This is a genomic window from Hyphomonas sp., from assembly GCF_017792385.1.
Classification (GTDB): Bacteria; Pseudomonadota; Alphaproteobacteria; order Caulobacterales; family Hyphomonadaceae; genus Hyphomonas.
Window position 1 is genome coordinate 620,813 of the sequence record NZ_CP051230.1, and the last position, 19,888, is coordinate 640,700.

15 protein-coding genes and 1 pseudogene are annotated in these 19,888 nt (G+C 63.9%); 7 read left to right on the forward strand and 9 right to left on the reverse strand.

The window, feature by feature from the left end; genetic code table 11:
- Positions 1-17: 17 nt before the first annotated feature.
- From HF955_RS03025 to HF955_RS03040, 4 genes are all read right to left on the reverse strand, one after another.
- Complete coding sequence (locus HF955_RS03025; RefSeq protein WP_291077755.1) at positions 18-1,007, reverse strand: nitronate monooxygenase family protein; 990 nt, start codon at positions 1,005-1,007, stop codon at positions 18-20.
- Between the two features lie 78 nt (positions 1,008-1,085).
- Positions 1,086-2,516 carry a DEAD/DEAH box helicase gene (locus tag HF955_RS03030; protein ID WP_291077757.1) on the reverse strand — a complete coding sequence of 477 codons (1,431 nt, stop codon included), beginning with the start codon at positions 2,514-2,516 and terminating at the stop codon, positions 1,086-1,088.
- A 220-nt stretch (positions 2,517-2,736) separates the two neighbouring features.
- Positions 2,737-3,459, reverse strand: coding sequence for a ligase-associated DNA damage response endonuclease PdeM (gene pdeM / locus HF955_RS03035; RefSeq protein ID WP_291077759.1), 723 nt, complete (start codon positions 3,457-3,459; stop codon positions 2,737-2,739).
- 73 nt (positions 3,460-3,532) lie between these two features.
- Positions 3,533-6,241 (reverse strand): ligase-associated DNA damage response DEXH box helicase, encoded by a 2,709-nt coding sequence (locus tag HF955_RS03040; protein ID WP_291077761.1) that lies wholly within the window; start codon positions 6,239-6,241, stop codon positions 3,533-3,535.
- Positions 6,242-6,350: 109 nt separating this feature from the next.
- On the opposite strand from HF955_RS03040, the gene HF955_RS03045 reads away from it, so the two are divergent.
- The gene (locus HF955_RS03045) at positions 6,351-7,037 is read left to right on the forward strand and encodes a hypothetical protein (protein ID WP_291077763.1); all 687 of its coding nucleotides are present in this window, start codon (positions 6,351-6,353) and stop codon (positions 7,035-7,037) included.
- Between the two features lie 3 nt (positions 7,038-7,040).
- Here the strand turns inward: HF955_RS03045 and HF955_RS03050 are convergent, their stop codons facing one another.
- Both HF955_RS03050 and HF955_RS03055 read right to left on the reverse strand, forming a co-directional pair.
- Complete coding sequence (locus tag HF955_RS03050; RefSeq protein WP_291077765.1) at positions 7,041-8,594, reverse strand: serine hydrolase; 1,554 nt, start codon at positions 8,592-8,594, stop codon at positions 7,041-7,043.
- A gap of 195 nt (positions 8,595-8,789) precedes the next feature.
- Positions 8,790-10,934, reverse strand: coding sequence for a hypothetical protein (locus HF955_RS03055; protein ID WP_291077766.1), 2,145 nt, complete (start codon positions 10,932-10,934; stop codon positions 8,790-8,792).
- A gap of 110 nt (positions 10,935-11,044) precedes the next feature.
- On the opposite strand from HF955_RS03055, the gene HF955_RS03060 reads away from it, so the two are divergent.
- On the forward strand, positions 11,045-12,073 hold the full coding sequence (locus HF955_RS03060) for a ligase-associated DNA damage response exonuclease (RefSeq protein WP_291077768.1): 1,029 nt from the start codon (positions 11,045-11,047) through the stop codon (positions 12,071-12,073).
- A gap of 1,118 nt (positions 12,074-13,191) precedes the next feature.
- Here HF955_RS03060 and HF955_RS03065 read toward each other — a convergent pair.
- Positions 13,192-13,806 (reverse strand): glutathione S-transferase family protein, encoded by a 615-nt coding sequence (locus HF955_RS03065; protein WP_291077769.1) that lies wholly within the window; start codon positions 13,804-13,806, stop codon positions 13,192-13,194.
- A gap of 51 nt (positions 13,807-13,857) precedes the next feature.
- On the opposite strand from HF955_RS03065, the gene HF955_RS03070 reads away from it, so the two are divergent.
- The gene (locus HF955_RS03070; RefSeq protein WP_367279772.1) at positions 13,858-15,471 is read left to right on the forward strand and encodes a cisplatin damage response ATP-dependent DNA ligase; all 1,614 of its coding nucleotides are present in this window, start codon (positions 13,858-13,860) and stop codon (positions 15,469-15,471) included.
- Positions 15,472-15,599: 128 nt separating this feature from the next.
- Here the strand turns inward: HF955_RS03070 and HF955_RS18420 are convergent.
- Positions 15,600-15,887: pseudogene (locus HF955_RS18420) on the reverse strand (HU family DNA-binding protein); the annotation flags it as partial.
- Positions 15,888-16,189: 302 nt separating this feature from the next.
- On the opposite strand from HF955_RS18420, the gene HF955_RS03080 reads away from it, so the two are divergent.
- The 4 genes from HF955_RS03080 (at position 16,190) to HF955_RS03095 (ending at position 19,418) form a co-directional block, all read left to right on the forward strand.
- Entirely contained in the window at positions 16,190-16,957 is a 768-nt protein-coding gene (locus HF955_RS03080; protein ID WP_291077775.1) for a hypothetical protein, read from the forward strand.
- A 62-nt stretch (positions 16,958-17,019) separates the two neighbouring features.
- Positions 17,020-18,162, forward strand: coding sequence for a mechanosensitive ion channel family protein (locus HF955_RS03085; protein ID WP_291077777.1), 1,143 nt, complete (start codon positions 17,020-17,022; stop codon positions 18,160-18,162).
- 29 nt (positions 18,163-18,191) lie between these two features.
- Positions 18,192-19,028 (forward strand): mechanosensitive ion channel domain-containing protein, encoded by an 837-nt coding sequence (locus HF955_RS03090; protein ID WP_291077778.1) that lies wholly within the window; start codon positions 18,192-18,194, stop codon positions 19,026-19,028.
- Positions 19,029-19,046: 18 nt separating this feature from the next.
- Entirely contained in the window at positions 19,047-19,418 is a 372-nt protein-coding gene (locus tag HF955_RS03095; RefSeq protein ID WP_291077780.1) for a hypothetical protein, read from the forward strand.
- Here HF955_RS03095 and HF955_RS03100 read toward each other — a convergent pair.
- The gene (locus tag HF955_RS03100; protein WP_291077781.1) at positions 19,396-19,833 is read right to left on the reverse strand and encodes a DUF2147 domain-containing protein; all 438 of its coding nucleotides are present in this window, start codon (positions 19,831-19,833) and stop codon (positions 19,396-19,398) included. The two genes, HF955_RS03095 and HF955_RS03100, sit on opposite strands and share 23 nt — an antisense overlap.
- Positions 19,834-19,888 lie beyond the last annotated feature (55 nt).

Sequence of the window (19,888 nt, forward strand, 5' to 3'; positions counted from 1 at the left end):
TCTTCGAGACATTTGGCCTAGGCCGGGACCTTGCCCGAAAGCATGCCGGCCAGCCGGTTGGAAATGATGTCCTCGGCTTCTTTCATGATTCGGTCGATCAATTCCTTACAGGTCGGAATATCGTGGATCAGGCCGGCCACCATGCCGCACGACCATGCACCGGCGTCCATTTCGCCTTCCTTCATGATGCGCGGATAGACGCCGGCAACCTCTTCGATGATGTCCTCGAATTTCAGGTCCGCGCCCAGCTTGCGCTCTTTCTCCAGCAGGCGCTCGACCGCCGCATTGGTCAGAACCCGCTCGGTGTTGCGCAGCGGCCGCATCACGAGGCGCGTATCCAGTTCGGAAGCGGCCACGATGGCATCCTTCACATTCTGGTGCACCGGGGCTTCCTTGGTGGCGATGAAACGTGTGCCCATGTTCATGCCGGACGCGCCCATGGCCAGCGATGCCACCAGGCTGCGGCCATCCGCCTGTCCGCCGGACGACACGAACGGGATTTCCAGTTCGTCGGCTGCGCGCGGCAGCAGGATCATGTTCGGAATGTCGTCTTCGCCCGGATGGCCGCCGCACTCGAAGCCGTCCACGGAGACGGCGTCACAGCCGATCGACTGCGCCTTCAGCGCGTGCCGCACAGCGGTACATTTGTGGATCACCTTGATACCGGCATCCTTCAGGACCGGCAGCACCTGGACCGGATTGTTGCCGGCGGTTTCCACCACGGTCACACCGCCTTCGATGATGGCTTTGACATAGCCTGGATAGTCCGGCGTGTTCACGGTCGGCAGGAAGGTGACATTCACGCCGATCGGCTTGTCCGTCATGTCCTTGCAGCGCGCAATTTCGTTCGCGAGATCGGCGGGCGTCTTCTGCGTCAGCGCCGTGATAATGCCAAGACCGCCGGCATTCGACACCGCAGCGGCCATTTCGGCAAACCCGACATAATGCATGCCGCCCTGGATGATCGGATGCTCAATTCCGAACATTTCGGTGATGGCAGTCTTCATGGCATATCCTCCTTGTTTCCGGCCTATCCTTGGCGGAAGGCAGGCCCGGAAACAAGGCTGACATTGGGGAAAGACCCGCTAGTCGACGGGCGACCAGGACTTCCGGGACCGGGCACGCCGCTTCTGGCCGCCCCCCTTGCGCGCTCCGGAACTGCCGGCCTCGGCATGCGCTGCGGGCCGGTTGCCCTCGCCGCGGCCGCCTGCCGGCTTGCCGCCACCCTTGCGGGGGCCCTTGCCGCCGCCGGAACGGGCCCGGTTCTGGGACGAGGCACCCTGGCGGCGTCCGCCGCCCTGGCCATGTCCGCGGCCCCTGCCCTGACCACCCCGGCCCTGACGCAGGTGCGGCGGCGGGTCTTCCGGCAGGGACAGGTCCAGTGCCATGTCTTCCGGCAGGTCGACCCGGTCGATCTTGCGGCCGATCAGCTTTTCGATGTCGCGCAGATAGCCGCGCTCGTCATTGCCGACAAGGGAAACCGCAATGCCGCTGCGTCCTGCCCGGGCCGTCCGGCCGATGCGGTGGACATAGGATTCCGGCAGGTTCGGCATGTCCATGTTCACAACATGGCTGACCCCGTCGACATCAATGCCGCGCGCGGCAATGTCGGTCGCGACAAGGATCGGCGCCTTGCCGCTCTTGAACGCATCCAGCGCGCGGATGCGCTGGTTCTGGCTCTTGTTGCCATGGATTGCCTCGGCATAGAGGCCTTCATTGGCGAGATAGCGCACCACCTTGTCGGCGCCGTGCTTGGTCCGGGTGAACACGATGGCGCGGTCCATGTCGTCTTCCGACAGGATTTCTGCCAGAAGGCGCGGCTTGGCGTCGCCTTTGACCATATAGACCGCCTGATCGATCTTCTCGGCCGGTTTCGACACGGCCGCCACGGTGACTTCCGCCGGATCGGTCAGGAAATCATTGGCCAGCGCGCGGATTTCCTTCGGCATCGTGGCCGAGAACAGCAGCGTCTGCCGGCTTTTCGGCACGGCCCGCATGATCTTCCGGATCGAGGGCAGGAAGCCCATGTCCATCATCTGGTCCGCCTCGTCCAGCACAACGGCTTCAACGCGGTCCAAAGTCACCGCACCGGTGTCCATATGGTCCAGAAGGCGCCCCGGTGTGGCCACCAGAACGTCCACGCCGCGCGACAGGGCGCGCACCTGCCCGCCCGGCTTCACCCCGCCGACGACCACGGTCGTCGACAGTTTCATCTGCTTGCCATACAGGCGCACACTCTCGGCGATCTGGGCCGCCAGCTCGCGCGTCGGCGCCAGGATCAGGATGCGTGCAGCGTTCTTCTGCAGGGGGCGCGGCGTTTCGGCCAGCCGGCTCAGCAGCGGCAGCGAGAACGCAGCCGTCTTGCCGGTGCCTGTCTGGGCAATGCCCACCAGGTCGCGGCCCGTCAGAAGCGCGGGAATGGCCTCGGCCTGAATCGGCGTCGGCTTGGTATAGCCCTCGGCGGTGATCGCCTGAAGGATCGGCTCGGCCAGGCCGAGTTCGGAAAACTGTGTCAAATCAATACTTTCATGTGCGGGCGCCGAGCGGACTCCATAGGCCGCGCGCCCTGTTAGGCTTTAATTTTCTAGGAAGCCTGCGTTCAATCGGCATCCCGGTTGTTTGCGCACTCGACGCGGCACCGGAAAGGCAACGATCAATGCGAGAGCAGCAGCGTTTCGCCCTGCTGAGGCGGCATATGGCATGCTTTGGTGCGATGCACAAACGAATAAGTCTGTTCTAGAGTCTCCAGCGCGTGCCGCGTGGCGTATCGGCCACGAGGCTTTTAGCCGCCACCATGAACACACGCTCCTGGCCCAGCGCGAACGCCATCGCCCCGTCGGGGAAGATCGGCGCGAACGCCGTGTCCAGCACATTCAGCCCGCCGGTAAAGGCGCCCATGGCAGGCATCACCAGCCGCGCACCATCACTGGCGAAACAGCGCCGGCGCACCGCCCGTCCGCGCCCGATGATCTTGGCGGCCGGGTGCAAATGCCCGGCAATCTCGCCCGCTTCGCCGGTCGGCTCATGACGGAAAACCAGCGGCCCGATGCGCAGCACCTTGCTGGCCCGCCCGCCCAGATGTTCCGGCGGGTCCGGATCGTGATTGCCCTCTACCCAGACCCAGTCATGCGCCGCGGTCAGCGCCTGGATCCGTCGCGCATACTCCTCCGGCAGCCGCAGCTCCGCCGCGCGATCATGGAAACTGTCACCAAGGGAAATCACGGTCTTCGGCTTCAGCAGTGCGCACAGCCGCTCGACCTGGCTCAGCGTCGCCGCCGTATCATAGGGCGGCAGCATCTGGCCCCGCGCGGCAAAGGCGCTGCCTTTCTCGAAGTGCAGGTCCGACACGACCAGCACGCGCTCGGCCGCCCACCACAGCGCCCCCTCCGGCAGCGGCGTCAGCAGCTCCCCGGCCAGGTGCAGATGCGTTTCTGAAGGCTTTTTCGCGGCGGCGGTCATGACCCGAATCTGGCCCGCAAGTCCGGTCTGGTCAATGCGGCGCCCTCATCTCCCGCAAGCGGGAGGTGAGGACCTACCCCATCGCATCGCGCACCAGATCTGCCTCGGCCTCACCCAATATCGCGTCCTGGACCGAGGCGCCCGAGACCGGCTCCTTGCCGATTTCCAGCATGACGGGCACAGCGAACGGGCTGATCTTTTTCAGCGCCTGATGATCGATCTTGCCGCGAATGCGCACCAAGGCATCTGACAGGCGGCGCACATCCAGCAAGCCCGTCGCCGCATCCTGACGGGCGGCCTGCAGCAGGATATGGTCCGGCTCATGGCTGCGCAGCACGTCATAGATCAGGTCGGAGGAAAAGCTGACCTGCCGGGAGTTCTTTTCCTTGCCCGGAAGATTGCGGTGGATCAGGCCAGAGATCTGCGCGCACTGGCCGAACGTCCGCTTCATCAGGGCGCTCTCGTCCAGCCAGCTCTCCAAATCGTCGCCCATCATGTCCGGATGGAACAGCGCGTCCATGTCGATGCCGGACATGTCCTCCATCCCCCACACCGCCATGGCGTATTCGCTGGCCACAAATCCGGTCGGCTTCGCGCCCATCCGCTCCAGTCGCCTAGTCAGCAACATGCCCAGCGTCTGATGCGCGAGGCGCCCTTCAAATGGATAACAGACCAGATAGAACCGCCCGCCGCGCGGGAACGTCTCGACCAGAAGATGATCCGGCGGCGGAATTTCGGATTTCAGCTTCTGGATTTCGAACCATTCCCGTACCGGATCCGGCAGCCCGTCCCATTGGGCAGGATCATGGATCATGTGCCGCACGCGATCCGCCAGAAAGGTCGTCAGCGGAAACTTTCCGCCATTATAGGACGGGATCGCCGGCTGCTCGCTGACCGCCCGCACGACCAGCGCATCCATGCCGTCCACCCCGACCAGCCGGAGCACTTCGCCCGCAAACAGGAACGTGTCCCCCGGCGTCAGCGTAGACAGGAAGTACTCCTCCATTTCGCCCAGCTTCAGCCCGGCACGCACTGCGCGTCGCGATCCTCCCCCGCTTGCGGGGGAGGTGCCCGAAGGGCGGAGGGGGGACTTTCCGCCCCCCGCCCCCTCCGACCGCTGCGCGGCCACCTCCCCCGCAGGCGGGGGAGGAGACTTGCCGACGAATTGCGCCAGCCGCACCGACAGCATGGGGGATTCCACAATTGCCCCGACATTCATCCGGTGTGCCTGCGCATCCCGCGCCGTTCGCGCCACCCATACGCCATCCGGTCGCCGCACGATGCGATGGAACCGGTCATATGTTTTCAGCGCGTATCCGCCACTCGCCACGAAATCGACAATCCGTTCATAGGTTTCCCAATCCAGCCGCTGATAGGGCGCAGCGCGGACAATCTCGTCATACAGTTCCTGCAGCCGAAATCCGTCGCCACAGGCCCGCCCCATGACGTGCTGGGCCAATATGTCGAGCGCACCTTCGCGAATCCCCTCCCCGTCAATCTCTCCGGCTTCCACCGCCGCTTCAGCGGCGCGGCATTCGAGCACTTCAAACCGGTTCGTTGGCACAAGGACGGCCCGGCTCGCTTCGTCCATCCGGTGATTGGCGCGCCCGATGCGCTGGATCAGGCGCGCAGCCCCTTTCGGTGCGCCCATCTGGATCACGAGGTCCACCTCGCCCCAGTCAATGCCGAGGTCCAGTGTGGACGTACAGACAACCGCCTTAAGCGCGCCCGCCGCCATGGCCGCCTCGACCTTCGTGCGCTGTTCCCGCGCCAGAGAGCCATGATGCAGCGCGATCGGCAGGCCATCTTCATTCGCGCGCCACAACTCCTGAAACATAAGTTCGGCCTGGCTGCGCGTATTGACAAATACCAGCGTCATCGTTGCGCGCTTGATCGCTTCGTACACGTCGGGCACGGCGAACCGCCCCGAATGGCCGGACCACGGAATCCGCTGCCGGGAAATCAGGATGTCGACATCTGCGGACACGCCCCCATCCGCTGTAAGGATACGAACATTGCCACTCTCTCCTCCCCCGCTTGCGGGGGAGGTGCCCGAAGGGCGGAGGGGGGAGTTCCCGGCCCCCGCCCCGTCCGGCCGCTGCGCGCCCACCTCCCCCGCGTTCGGGGGAGGTGCAGTCCGGACATCCAGCCAGTCCGCCAATGCCTGAGGCTCGCGCACCGTCGCAGACAGGCCAAGGAACCGGCACGCCGGGGCCCAGCTTGCCAGCGTCGCAAGGCCGAGCGCCAGAAGATCGCCCCGCTTCGACGCGGCCATCGCGTGAATCTCATCCACGATCACGCATTTGAGATCGGCGAAAAATTCCTTCGCATGATCCGAGGCAATGAACAGCGCCAATTGTTCGGGTGTGGTGAGCAGGATATCGGGCGGAGTCCGCCTTTGCCGCTGGCGCACATGGCTGGGCGTGTCGCCGGTCCGGCTCTCGATCCTGATGTTCAGGCCCATCTCTTCAACCGGCCCCATCAGATTGCGCTGCACATCGGCTGCCAGCGCCTTCAGCGGAGAGATGTAGAGCGTGTGCAAGGCAGGCCGTTTCTCTCCTCCCGCCAGCGGGGAAGGATACCCGGAAAGTTCCACCAGGCTGCCCAGAAACCCTGCCAACGTCTTGCCGCCGCCGGTTGGCGCGATCAGCAAGGCGCTCTCCCCGTTCAGCGACTGCTCTGCCAGAGCCAGCTGGTGCGGCCGCGCCTGCCAGCCCCGCGCCGCAAACCAGGCTTCGAACGGTTCCGGCAACGCGAAAGGGGAAACGGCAGACTCAGCCATGAGGGAAATTAAAATCTCGCAAGAATTGCATGAACCAGCAGTCTTTCACTATGCGTTCAGCTTGCCTCAGGCCAAACCTCTTTTTCAGACAACCGCCATGAGGCCCGCCATGTTCCGCTCCCTCGCCGTTTCCGCCAGCCTGATCGCGCTTGGGGCTACTGCCCTCGCCCAGTCACCGCTCGAGAAAGCGCTCGCCGCCCCTGCGGATGGCCCGCTCTATGCGTTTGACCTGACCCTCTCCACAGGAGATTTGGACGCCGTGATGCGGGTTGATCCCAGCCGACCCGAAGGCGACCGCCTCCGCGTCGTCTCGCCGGAGCCGGAAGACTGGACTGAAGACTTCGCCAAGCGCGTCGAGAACATGAAGGCGAACACGGATGGTGACATCTGGTGTCAGGATTTTGCCGAGCACATTCCGGCAGCAGATGCGGACCTGGTCAGCGAAACGGACACCACCGCCACCTACAGTTTCCAGCCACAGCCCGGCGCGGAGCCCGATGACATGGACAAGATCTTCGAGCACCTGACCGGAACGGTCGTGGTGGACAAGACCGCGCCCGGCATCCTGAATTTCGAAATGGTGGCGGAAAAGCCCTTCAAGCCGATGGCGGTGGCGAAGATCAGGCAGTTCGAAATGAAGGTCGCCTGCACCCGCGCCCCGGACGGCCGCACCCATGTCGCCAGCCTGGATGTGACCCTTGCAGGGTCTGCCATGATGAAAAGCTTCAGCCAGTCCGACCGTCAGCGCATCTCGAACCTGACGCCGATCCCGAACTCCGGAACCGGCTCCAGATAGGCGCTATTCGTCGAGCCCGTACTTTTCGAGGATTTCCGCACGGATCGCATTCTTGGCCCGGTCGGAGCGGGCCCGGCGCGCTTCGATGGTCGCCTCGATCTCGGCTTCGATCCGGGCGCGTTCGGCCGCCTCGCCGGCGCGCACATCCTCGGCCGCCTGCAGGGCCAGCAGAACATCCCGCGTGAACCCGTTGATATCAAACCGCGCGCCGCCGATCACGTCATAGCCCCGCCGAACGATCACGGCATTCATGCTCGGCACGATCACGACATACTGGCCGCGATTGCCCGCCATGTAATAGGTGCCGGCCGGAATGCCCTCGGCATCAGTCATCAGCCAGAATTGCGCGCCATAGCCCGGCCCGCTTTTCGGCTGGGCCGGTCCGGGGGTGGAGACGAATTCGGCCCAGCCTTCCGGCAGAAGCCGCTCATTGCCCCACATGCCGTCCTGCAGGTAGAGCTGGCCGATCCGGGCGAGGTCCCGCGCCGTCGACCAGACCTGGCTGGACGAGATGAAATCGCCGTTCCAGTCCACTTCCAGCGTCGTGTGCACCGCGCCGATCTTGTGCAGCAGTTTCTCGTACGGGAAGCGATGATAGGAATCATCCGCCCCCAGAGACTCGCGGAAGGATCGCATCGCGATCAGCGTGTCGTTATTGGAATATTTGAACCGCGTGCCCGGCTCGGCCTCCATCACCTTGGACGCGGCCTGATCCATCACGCGCCCGCCGCCGAAATAGATGCGGTCGGTGCGCGATCCCGTGTCGCCGCTGTCGAGCCCGCTGGCCATCTGCAACAGGTCGCGCAATGTGATCTCGCGGCGCGGATCGGCGCCATTGTTCCAGTCGGCAATCACGGCCGGATAGTCGAGGTCGATATGCCCATTGCGCCGTGCTGCGCCGAGAATGGTGGCTGTGATCGATTTCGCGACCGACCAGGTCCGTTGCGGTGTCTCATGGTCGATGCCGCGGGCATAGCGTTCGGCCACGACCTGGCCATCCTTCACCACGACCACGGCGCTGGTGCGCGTGCCGTCGCCATAGGAGCGCTCGTCAAAGGCGAAGGAGACGGGCGCCTCCAGCCGTTCGGCCTCCTCGATGCGCAGCTGCACTTTCACATTCGAACCGATGGCACTGCCCCGGTCCTCGCCCGAGAAATCCGGCCAGGCGGCAAAGCGCGGCAGGAAGTTGAGCGCGCCCACGTCTGCCCCGATGGGCAATTGCGTACAGCCAAAGCCGGGCCGCCAGGCCGCAATGCGCGGCGGCATGCTGTCGGAATAGGTCACCGATACCGTCTTGCGCCCGGCATCGATCACCGCGTCAGGCAGCTTGTCGAAGCTGCGCTGATAGTCCGGATAGATGCCGGAAAGTTCGTTCTGGCGGATCTCGGTCGGGGTCTGTCCGGCATTGAACAGGGCCGAACAGGTGAAGCTTGCCTTGTAGCCCGCAGCCAGCGCGTCCTCCAGCGCCCGCGTCGAGCCGCCTTCCTGTGCCAGGGCCGCGCCGGCCGTCAGGGCCAGGGCGGACAGGGATACGAGACACTTCCGGACTGCGCGCATGCGTGATTCTCCTCTGGATCGGCCCGATCTTTATGCACACGAGACCATGTCGCAAGTGTGGCGGGGCAGCTTTCCGCTGCGATTGCATGGATTTCGAAATCATCTTCTCGGGTGGCAAACCATGTTGCCTTTCGGAGAGGTGTTCGGTTTCCCGCGCCCGTCATGGGGCGCTCCTCCCCGCCGAACGCCTCTTGCCTACAAATAGGGCTCCGGCATCTCGATGGCGGGCAGGCCGAGCTTTGCGCGCTCGGCGTTGATGGCGTCTGCCGTCTTTGCCAGCAGCGCTTCAAATTGCGGGGAGGGCGCCGCATTCAGGACAGGGTCTATGAACAGGGTGATACTCCGGTTGCCATTGGCATAGGCGGTTTCCAGAAACTCCCCGGCCGCCTCCTGATCCCCCTCCAGAACCGCCAGCTGCGCCTGTGCCGTCAGCAATTCTGCCGACTGAAATCCGGACGCGAGTTGAATGTCGATGGCATCTCGCGCAGCCGCGTGCATTCCGGGCGCATCCGGATGCCCGGCCGCAGTCAGGGCCGGCAGAACCGCATGATATGGCGGTCTCGGGAAGGTCGCCTGAAACGCCTCCAGGCTTGACCATGTGGCATCATAATACCGCACGATGTCCGACCATTCATGGGCATTGTGGTAGATGTACAGCGTGTCAGCCTGCTGCAGGGGGAAATCCGGCCGGGCTTCAAGCTCCTGCCGCGCCAGGGCGACCGCCTCGTCTTTCCGGCCCATCAAAAAAAGGGCGCGATACCGGACATATGTTTCGTCCGATTTGAGGGCGAGGTCATATTCGCCCAACTCCAGCTCTGCGAAATGCAGCCCCCTTTCGGCCCGCGGATCATCGGGCGCCATCTCGACGACCTTGCGCTGCAGTCTCAGCCCTTCTGCGAGGTTGCCTGTCCGGGAGGCACTGATGGCCAGGAACGCTTGCGGCCCCGGATTTTCCGGGGAGATCGCCGCCCACCGGCTGGCCAATGCGCGCACCTTGTCGAATTTCCCCATACGCCCATAATGCGCTGCCAGATTGGTGTTCACATCGGTTTGTGCCGGATCATGCGTCAACGCGATCTCGAGCTGCGCCACCGCTTCGTCATAGCGTTCATACTCATTCAGCCAGAAACCATAATCATTCCGCGCGAGGGCAAAGTTCGGCTTTATGACAAGCGCGCGCTCATACAGGGCCCCCGCCTTGTCGCGCGTTTCCCTGTCAAAGGCCATCGACATCCATCCGGCGCGGGCGAACAGTGCATCCGCAGAGTCCGGATCAAGTGCCAGCGCCCGGCGTGTCCATTCATCGGCATGCTCGAGGGCCTCCTCGATCGGAATGTCGCCCGCCGCGCCGTCTCCATCCGACATCATCAATTCGTAATAGCCGCGCCAGGCGAGCGCCGGCACGAATTCCGGATCGATCACCAGCGCCTGGTCCAGCGCCTCCGATGCGTCTTCAAAGCCTGCCATCGTGCCGAGACTGGCCTTCTGCTGGGCCAGCAGATACAGATCATATGCGCTGATATCGGTCCTCGGAGCCGCAATGGGCGCAACCGTGCCCAGCAGCTGCGGCTTCAGTGCGGTAAGGATTTCATTCGCAATCTCGTCCTGCACCGCGAAAATATCCGTCAGATCCCCATCATATGTATCAGACCAGATATGGAAGCCATTGTCCGCGCGGATCAGCTGGGCCGTCACGCGCACCCTGTTGCCGGATTTGCGAACGGACCCTTCCAGCACATGCGCCACATCGAGAATCTCGGCGATCTCGCGCAGATCCCTGTTCTGGCCCTTGAATGCAAACGAGGATGTACGCCCCGCGACCGCCAGGTCCGGCACCTGCGCCATCACGTTCAGCAATTCCTCTGAAATGCCGTCAGCGAAGTATTCCTGATCGCCATCCGGGCTCATGTCCGCAAAAGGCAGAACCGCGATGGAGAAATCATCCGCCGCAACAGGGCTCTGGCTGTTGCCGGCAGAACTGGCTGGCAGAATGCGGTCGCCCACGATCACTGCAATCAGAACGACCGCCGCGCCCGCCAGAACCATGTCCAGCCGCTTGCCCGTGCGCGCGGTCACGCTCTCTTCCGGCGCAACCCTCGCCGTCGGTTTCAGGCCGTCCGGCGTCATCTCGAAGGCCCAGGCCCCGAACACGACCAGAGGAAAGCCGATCATCACCAGCACGGTGACCAGCGTATCGAACCATCCCGGCAACAGGAGCGTGGTTTCCAGCACAACAGCCAGCTGCATCAACAGCCAGCCCCCCACAGCATAAATGGACGCGATACGGAACACGTTCCGCCGCTGCAGCTCCTTGAAGAATTCCTGCAAACCGTCCCCCACAAATTCACATATCTCAAAGGGCTAGCATGATTGGCCTGCCTTGTCACAGAAAACGCGGCCCGCGCCAGCCTGCCCCTTCCCCGCCCGCGTGCATCGCCTACATTGAGGGTATGCTGCGCCCGGACCTTTTGCTTCACCCCACCCCCAAGGGCCTCTATTGCCCGCCGGCCGATTTCTATCTTGATCCCGTGCGTGGCGCGGTGGACCGGGCGGTGATCAGCCATGGCCATTCGGATCATGCGCGGGGCGGCCACGGCAAGGTGCTGGCCCATCCGCACACGCTGGCCATCATGGCGGCGCGCTATGGCGACAGTTTCGCCAAACAGACCCAGGCCGTCGAATATGGCGAAGCGATCGAGATCAATGGCGTCACGGTCTGGCTCTCCCCGGCGGGGCACATTCTCGGCTCATCACAGATCGTGGTGGAGCACAAGGGTCTGCGCATGGTGTTTACCGGCGACTACAAGCGCCGCGCCGATCCCACCTGCCCCGGCTTCGAGCCGGTGGAGAACACGCATGTCTTCATCTCCGAGGCGACGTTTGGCCTGCCCGTCTTCCGCCATCCGCCTACGGACCAGGAGATTGACCGCCTGATGCGCTCAGTCGCCGACAATCCGGACCGCACCCATTGCATCGGCGCCTACTCTCTGGGCAAGGCCCAGCGCGTGATCAAGCATCTGCGGCTCGCCGGGCATGACCGCCCCATCTACATTCATGGCAGCCTGGAAAAGCTCTGCGAGGTGTATGAGGCGGCCGGCGTCACGCTCGGAGAGCTGCGCCCCGCCACGCTGGAAGACCGGTCAAAGGCCGCGCGCGAAGCCTTCCGCGGAGAGATTGTCATTGCCCCGCCGGGCGCGTTCGAAGGCAAATGGGCCCAGCGCTTCCCCGATCCCGTCATCGGCTTTGCGTCCGGCTGGATGAGCGTGAAACAGCGCGCCAAGCAGCGCGGCGTCGAGCTGCCGCTCGTCATCTCCGACCATGCCGACTGGGACGAACTGACCGACACGGTGCGCGAAGTCGATCCACAGGACCTCTGGATCACCTATGGCCGCGAAGACGCCCTCGTCCGCTGGGCCGAACTCGAAGGCCGCCGCGCGAAGCCGCTCCGCATGGTGGGGTATGAGGAAGAGATGGGGTAAGGGCGCCCCCGCTCCGCTCACCCCGGCGCTGCGGAGGAAAAGCAATCGCACTGCGATTGCCCGGAGCAGGCCCAAGCGCAAGCGCAGGGCGGCCGGAGCCTCCTGCGGCTGGCTCCGCACAAGGAGCCGCAAGAGACCCCGGCCTCCGCCGGGGACACGGTGTTGGTGGATGGAGATCATGCTCTCCCCTGGCGTCACCCCCGACGCGCAGCGTCTGGGGGCCCATCACGGAACGATGCGGCAAGTGCGTCGTGCGCGGATGGGGGATGCGAGGTGCACACTCCCCACCCACCCCAACCGCACCGACCCGGGATGGGCCCCCAGATGGCCTGTGGCCATCGGGGGTGACGATCGTTTTGCGAGGATAGAGGTTTGCACTCTCCCCCCGCAGGCCCCTGCGAAGGCAGGGGCCCATCTCCTGCTTCCTCCTCAAGCGCTTCAGGCGATGGCGGGAGATGGATACCTGCCTGCGCAGGTATCTTCGGAACAGCTGAATCCGACGCACAGCCCCTCATGCGATGATGGTCACCTGCCCTTCCGGGAGCCGGATCAGGTACCGTTCTGGTCGGGAGGGCAGGGACAGGATGGGCCTTGCGGGAGACAGACGGTCCCGCCGGGCCCTAGGCAGGTCAGGCCAGGGTGAGCCGGGGAAGCCCGGTAGGGAACCCGCCTCGTCCGGCAGCCCGGGAGACATCCCCGGATGGACTTCCCGTGTGAAAAGCACGGAAGACCCGTTTGCGTGGCGTCGGTAACGAAGACCCGGGACCATGGGCCCCCATGAGGGTGTCCCGCCGAAGCCCCTGTCCGGCGCGGCGGGCGGTAACGCTCCATTCCGTAGCCTTGTTCATTTCCAGGCGGAGCGCCACGGCGCCCGCCGCGCCTCGGTTCCGTAAGGGGCCGGTTGTTGGATCCCCGGATGGCGAGCGCCAGTCCGGCTATGTGTGCAGGAGGAAACCTCGCAGACCCCCACCTGTCTTCCCCCTTGCAGGGGGAGGAACGCAGACAGCAGCCGCCTTGCTTGAGGGACCGTTCTCCCCCTTGCAAAGGGGGAGTTAGAGGGGGATCGCGATGGCATGGCCATCGCCCTTCGCCAGCTCAGGCGGGGGGAGGAGTGCCCCCTAAACCCCCACGTCCAGCATGGCCTTGTAGGCCGGCCGGGCCTGAACCTTTTCGAGCCATGCCCTTGTGGCGGGCATGGCCTCCAGCGCGCCTGCGGCGGCGGCGGACTGGATCTGGAAGGCCATCAGGCAATCGGCGGCGGTGAAGGCCTCGCCCGCAAAATAGGCATGGGTCGACAAATGCCCCTCGATCGTCTTCATCGCCTTGGCCTGCTCGCCCTCCATCGCGGCGGCGAGCGGCGTGTCCAGCAGGCCCGCATTCATCAGGTAGAAGCGGAACAGGCCCGGCAGGAAGATCGCCCCCTCGGCCGCATGGACCCATTCCAGGTAGCGCGGGAAATCAGCCGAGTCCGGTCGCGGGTGCAGGCGGTGGTCCGGGTCATGCCTGGCCAGAAGGTATTCGGCAATCGCGCCCGTCTCCGCGATCACCGTGTCGCCATCCTCCAGCAGGGGCGACTTGCCCATCGGGTGGATCTGCAGCAGCGCCGCCGGGGCCAGCCGCGTTTCCGGATCGCGGCTGTGATGGACAATCTCGTGCTTGACGCCGAGTTCCAGCAGCAGCCAGACAATGCGCTGCGAGCGCGAGGCGTTCAGATGGTGCAGTTTCAGGCTCATGGGTGGGACTCCCTTGATGGATTCTTCGTGTGGCGGCTCTATCTTGGGCGCATGCAGGCCTTCGCAGAGCTTCTTGACCGTCTTGTCCTAACGCCTTCGCGTAACGGCAAGCTACGCCTGATTGTCTCCTATTTCCGCAGCGCGCCAGACCCTGACCGCGGCTATGCCCTCGGCGCGCTGACCGGGGATCTGGACCTGAAAAGCATCAAGCCCGCCGCCATCCGCGAATTGGTGACAGACCGGATGGATGCCGAATTGTTCCGCCTGTCCTATGACTATGTCGGCGACATGGCCGAAACCGTCAGCCTCGTCTGGCCGGGCAAGCGGCGCGCGAACCGCCCCCCGCCCCTGTCGGAAATTGTCGAGGCGCTGGACGGCGCAACCCGGCCGGAGGCGCAGCGGCTGGTGGCGAACTGGCTGGACGGGCTCGACCCGACCGGGCGCTGGGCCCTGCTGAAGCTGATCACGGGCGGCATGCGGATCGGTGTCTCGGCGCGCCTCGCCAAGCTGGCGCTTGCCGATTTCGGCGATGTGGATGTGACCGAGATCGAGGAGATCTGGCACGGCCTCGCCCCGCCCTATGACAGCCTGTTTGCCTGGCTGGAGGGCAAGACCGGTCGGCCGGAGCCGGACATTCGCGCGCCCTTCCGGCCGGTCATGCTGGCGCATCCACTGGTCGCCAAGGCAGACCGGGACAATCCGGATGCGGTGGACCCGGCACTGATCACGCCGGAAGCTTTTGCCGCCGAATGGAAATATGACGGGATCCGCGTCCAGGCCAGCAGCGAGGACGGGGTGCGGCGCATCTATACGCGGACCGGGGATGACATCTCCCACACTTTCCCGGACGTCCTGGCCGGCATGAATTTCGAGGGCACGCTGGACGGGGAATTGCTGGTCCGCGCGGAAGACGGCGAAAGCGTCGCGCCGTTCAATGCGCTGCAGCAGCGCCTGAACCGCAAGACGGTCTCGAAGAAGCAGATGGATGCGCGCCCGGCCTTCATCCGCGCCTATGACCTGCTGCAGGCCGGAGACGAGGATGTCCGCCAGCTGAGCTTTCGGGAGCGGCGCAACCGGCTGGAAGCCTTCATTTCGGAGGCCGCAAGCCCGCGCTTCGATCTTTCCCCGCTCGTTCCGGTAACCACGCTCGAAGAGCTGGACTCCCGGCGCATGGCGCCGCCGGCGCCTGAAATCGAGGGCTTGATGCTGAAACGCTGGGACAGCCCCTATCTGCCCGGGCGGGTGAAAGGCCATTGGTACAAATGGAAACGTGACCCCTATCTGGTTGACGCCGTACTGCTCTATGCCCAGCGCGGGCATGGCCGCCGGTCCAGCTTCTATTCCGATTTCACCTTCGCCGTCTGGCGCGACGAAGACGGCGAAGACCGGTTGACCCCGGTCGGCAAGGCCTATTTCGGCTTCACCGACGAAGAACTGAAACAACTCGACAAATTCGTCCGTGAAAACACGATCGAGCGGTTCGGACCGGTCAGATCGGTGACGCCCTCCCTCGTTCTGGAAGTGGCGTTCGAGGGCCTGCAGCGGTCCGCCCGCCACAAATCGGGAATCGCCATGCGCTTTCCCCGCATCAATCGTATCCGCTGGGACAAGCCCGCCGGGGAAGCCGACCGGCTGGAAACACTGGAGGCCATGCTGCAGGAATAGTGCGCATCCACAAGCAAGGCGCAGGCGCAGAGGCCTCGGCGAAAGCCGAGAACAGCCTCGAGCAAAAACAAAAAAAGGCCGGGCGACATGCACCCGGCCTCTTCGAATTTCGCGGTAACTGGAAGTCCTTAGACGGACTCTTTCAGTTCCTTGGCGACGCGGAAAGCAACTTTCTTGGACGCCTTGATCTTGATGGATTCACCCGTTGCCGGGTTGCGACCCATGCGTGCCGGGCGCTTGCGCACTTCCAGCGTGCCGAGACCGTTCAGACGGAAACGTTCGCCTTTCTTCAGGCGCTTCGTGATCCGGTCAGCCAGGTCGGAGAAGATTTCTTCCGACTGCTTCTTGGTCAGGCCGTGGGCCTCTGCCATTTCAGCGGACAGCTGGCGCATCGTCACCGTGGTCGGCGTCTTTGCAGCGGTCGCGCGGGCGGCCGTCGAACGCGCAGCGGTTTTCGGCGCAGCTGCCTTGCGGGCAGCCGGCTTCTTCGCCGCAGCGGTCTTGGCGGCAGGCTTTTTCGCTGCTGCCGTCTTGGCCGTGGTGGTCGCCTTCTTGGCGGCCGGTTTTGCAGCGGCCTTCTTGGCCGCAGGTGCTTTTGCCATGAGCAAATTCCTCTTGTGAGTCTCCGCAGAGACCGGGCCCTATAACGCGAAAAATGCAGGCTGCATCCCACTTTTTTCACACGCCTCCGATTTGCCCCAATTGAAAAAGGCCTCATATGGACGTCATGCCATCGCGCCTGCCCCTGCTCATTCTCCTGCTTGGCCTCCTGCAACCGGCCTCCGGTGCACTGGCACCTGTACTGGGTATTGGCGCCCCCATCGGGAACGCCACACGCAATCTGACCCTTCCGGAACAGCCGCTTCCGGCCTTCTTCTCGATCTGGAGCGTGATCTTTCTGGGCTACATCCTGTTCGCAATTGCCTGTCTGCGGGCCCGTGAACCCTGGATGGACCGAATCGCCGTGCCGCTCGCCTGGGCGGGTGTTTTCAATGTGGTCTGGATGCTCAGTGCGCAGCTGGTTGCAGTCCAGCCCCTGGATTTCCTGCTCCTGTTTCCGATTGCCCTGGCCTCCTGGATGGCCGCCTTCCGCATGGATCGCCTCAGGGAAACGGGCTGGAGCCCCAAAAAGGCACTGGCCGATTGCGTCGCCGCCCTGCTGGCCGGCTGGATTACGGTCGCCATCGCCATATCGATCCCGCTGACCGTGCGCAGCCTCACATCGCTCGGCGCCACGGATGCACCCTGGCAGATGCTGTGGCTGACCCTCGTTCCGGCGGGCTTCGCCGCCTGGATGTTTGCCCGCTATGTCAGCCGCAGCTGGTGGTATTTCATCGCACTCGGCTGGGGCCTTGCCGGCATCGTCCTCAACAACTGGTATGTCAGCGGCATGAACTGGCTCGCCATCATGACCGGACTCGTTCTGGCGATCCTGATCTGCCTGCGCCTCTTTCGCGGGGCCGACGGATCGGTCATACCGGCCTGAGAAACTGGACATCGGGGGCGAACTGACGCTCTCATGACTGAAACCAAGACGAGCGCCCAGCCATGGATTTTTCCTCGATTTCCCTGCCCGATCTCGACACATCGACCTGGCCTGTCTGGCTGGCCGCATCCTGGCCCTTTATCGAGAAATGGGGCATGGTCCTGCTCGCCTGCCTTCTGGTCTGGTTCGCCTCCGGACTGGTGAAAAAGCTTGTCGTTGCCATCGGCAAGCGCCTGACGGCCAAGGACAAATCCTTCGAAGGATCCAGCTGGGACATTGCCAGCTCCGTTGCGCGGGTCTTCGCGCTGATCTTCATGTCGCCCCTGCCGCTCGGCCTGGCCGGGTATGACTGGGAAGCCATCATCAACAGGCGCGGTCCCGGTGCATTTGCCGCCATCGCCATCCTGGTGATCGCCGTTCTGTTTGCGAACTGGGTGGCCCGCTCGATGCGCAAGATGGGCAATCAGGCCCATATCCGCCACGGAGCCGATGACACCCTGTTCGCTTTCTCCGCATCGCTTCTGAAATACCTCATCTTCGCCATCGCCATCGTTCTGGCCCTGACCCAGCTCGGCTTCCCGACCGCTTCCCTGGCGGCGCTTCTGGGCGGCGCAGCGCTCGCCATCGGCCTCGCTCTGCAGGACACGCTGAAAGCGGTGGCTGCCGGCGTCATGCTCGCCATCTTCCGCCCGTTCCGAATAGGCGATTTCGTCACGCTGGCAGGCATGGATGGCGAGATCACCGACATCACGCCGTTCCGCACGACCTTCAAGCAGATCGACAACAAGGTCGTCTCGGTGACCAATGACAAGGTCTGGGGCGATCCGCTGGTCAATCACACTCGTCAGACCCGGCGCCGGTTCGACCTCTATTTCGACATTTCCTATGACGACAATATGGACCATGCACTGGAAACCCTGCTCGCCGTGGCCAACGGACATCCGCGCGTGCTGGCCAAGGATGAAACCTGGGTCGGCGTACATGCGCTGGCCGACTGGAGTGTCCGCCTGCGTCTGCGCGCCTTCGTTGCGACGCCGGAATTCGTGCAGGTACGGGCTGACATCACCAAGGGCGTGAAAGAGGCGTTCGATCGCGAAGGCATCACCATCCCCTTCCCGCACCAGGTCAACATGGCCTACCGCTCACCATCGCAGCCAATCTCGGAACAGCCGTCCGCAACAGGCATTACAGACACCGAACACTGATCCCGCTCGAATACAAGGAGCCCCTCCCCATGCCCGAAGACCTGACGCCCGCCGCCATCTGGGCCGAATACAGCCCGTTCATCATTTCCTTCGGAATGAAGGTGATCGGCGCGCTGCTCGTACTCATCATCGGCCTGCGCATTGCCGGCTGGCTGGCCGGACTGGTCCGCCGTGAGGCCCTGAAGCGCGATGGCATCGACGACACGCTTGGCAATTTCTTCGCCTCGCTTGTCCGCTGGGCCATTACCGCGGCGGTGCTCATTGCCGTGCTGCAGGTGTTTGGCGTTCAGGCAACCAGTTTCGTCGCCGTCCTCGGCGCGCTGACGCTCGCCATCGGCCTGTCCATGCAGGGCGCGCTGGGCAACATCGCCTCGGGCGTCATGATCATGCTGTTCCGCCCCTACAAGCTGGGCGACTATATCGAGGCTGCCGGCGTGGGCGGCACGGTCAAGGACATCAATCTGTTCCAGACCGTCCTCGCCACACCGGACAATGTGAAGGTTCTCGTGCCGAACAGCCAGGCGATCGATGGCGTGATCGAGAATTATTCCGGCTACCCCACGCGCCGCGTCGACGTCACCTTCGGCATCGATTATGATGACGACATGGACAAGGCCATCGCGATCATCCGTCAGGTCATCGACGCCGACAGCCGTATCCTGCGAGATCCCGAACCGTTCGTGAAAGTCGTCAATCTCGGGGACAGCTCCGTGGACATCGCGTCGCGCAGCTGGGTGCAGGCCTCGGACTATTGGGATGTGAAATTCCACCTCACCAAGGCCGTCAAGGAAGCCTTTGACCGGGAAGGCATCTCCATTCCGTATCCGCACCAGGTCGAAATCCAGAAACAAGCCGCCAACGACTAGGCAAGCAGACACTCCGCCATGTCGACCCCGCCCAATCCCGAACTGCCCGAAGTCAAGGTCGAGCCGATCCCCGAGGCGCCCCCGTCGCGGACACCGGCCAAGGCCCCGCCGCGACCGCTGCTGGTGCGCCTGTTCGGCATCTCGGTCTGGGGATCGCTCAAACTGTTGGGCCTGTGCATCCTTGTTGGCTTCTTCGTGCTGGCGTCCCAGTTCAACCCGGCCAATCCGGATGTGAACATGGGCGCCGCCATCGCAAATGTCGCGAACACGGCGGTGGCGGCGCTCGGCTGGGCCGTCAGGAATTTCTGGAAGCCCGCCCTTGCCGGCGCGGCCGTGGTCATGCCCGTCTGGGTCCTGTGGCGCCTGGTCAGTCTGCCGTTCCGGAAGTAGATGTCACCGGGGCCCAATGCTGTGTCTGGCAAATCGGCCCGATACAGCCTTTCACCTCCAGAATGCCATCATCCAGCCGCTTGATCCGCGATCCGTAAGTCTTGCCCTCTTTCGGATTGTAGATCGTCCCGCCGGCCCAGCCATTTGCCTTGCGCTTGAAGCCCTCCAGCATGGTCAGGCCAAGGATCTTGTCACCCTTCGCATCGGTCGCCGTCTCCGGCGTGACACCCTCGGAAACACTGGCCGGGTCGATCCACACAACCACGCCGCAGGGCGAACCGTCGCCGCAATCGGATATGCGGATGTGAGAGCCTTCCTTCTGGGTGACGAATGTGCCGAACACGTCCAGCGGCCCGGCCTGGGCCCCACCGGCGCACAATGCCGCGACGGCAAGCGATGAAAGCCAGCGATTCATGGGTGCCTCCTTCCTTCAGCGCCTTATACTCCTATCAGAAAAACAGAATGGGAGG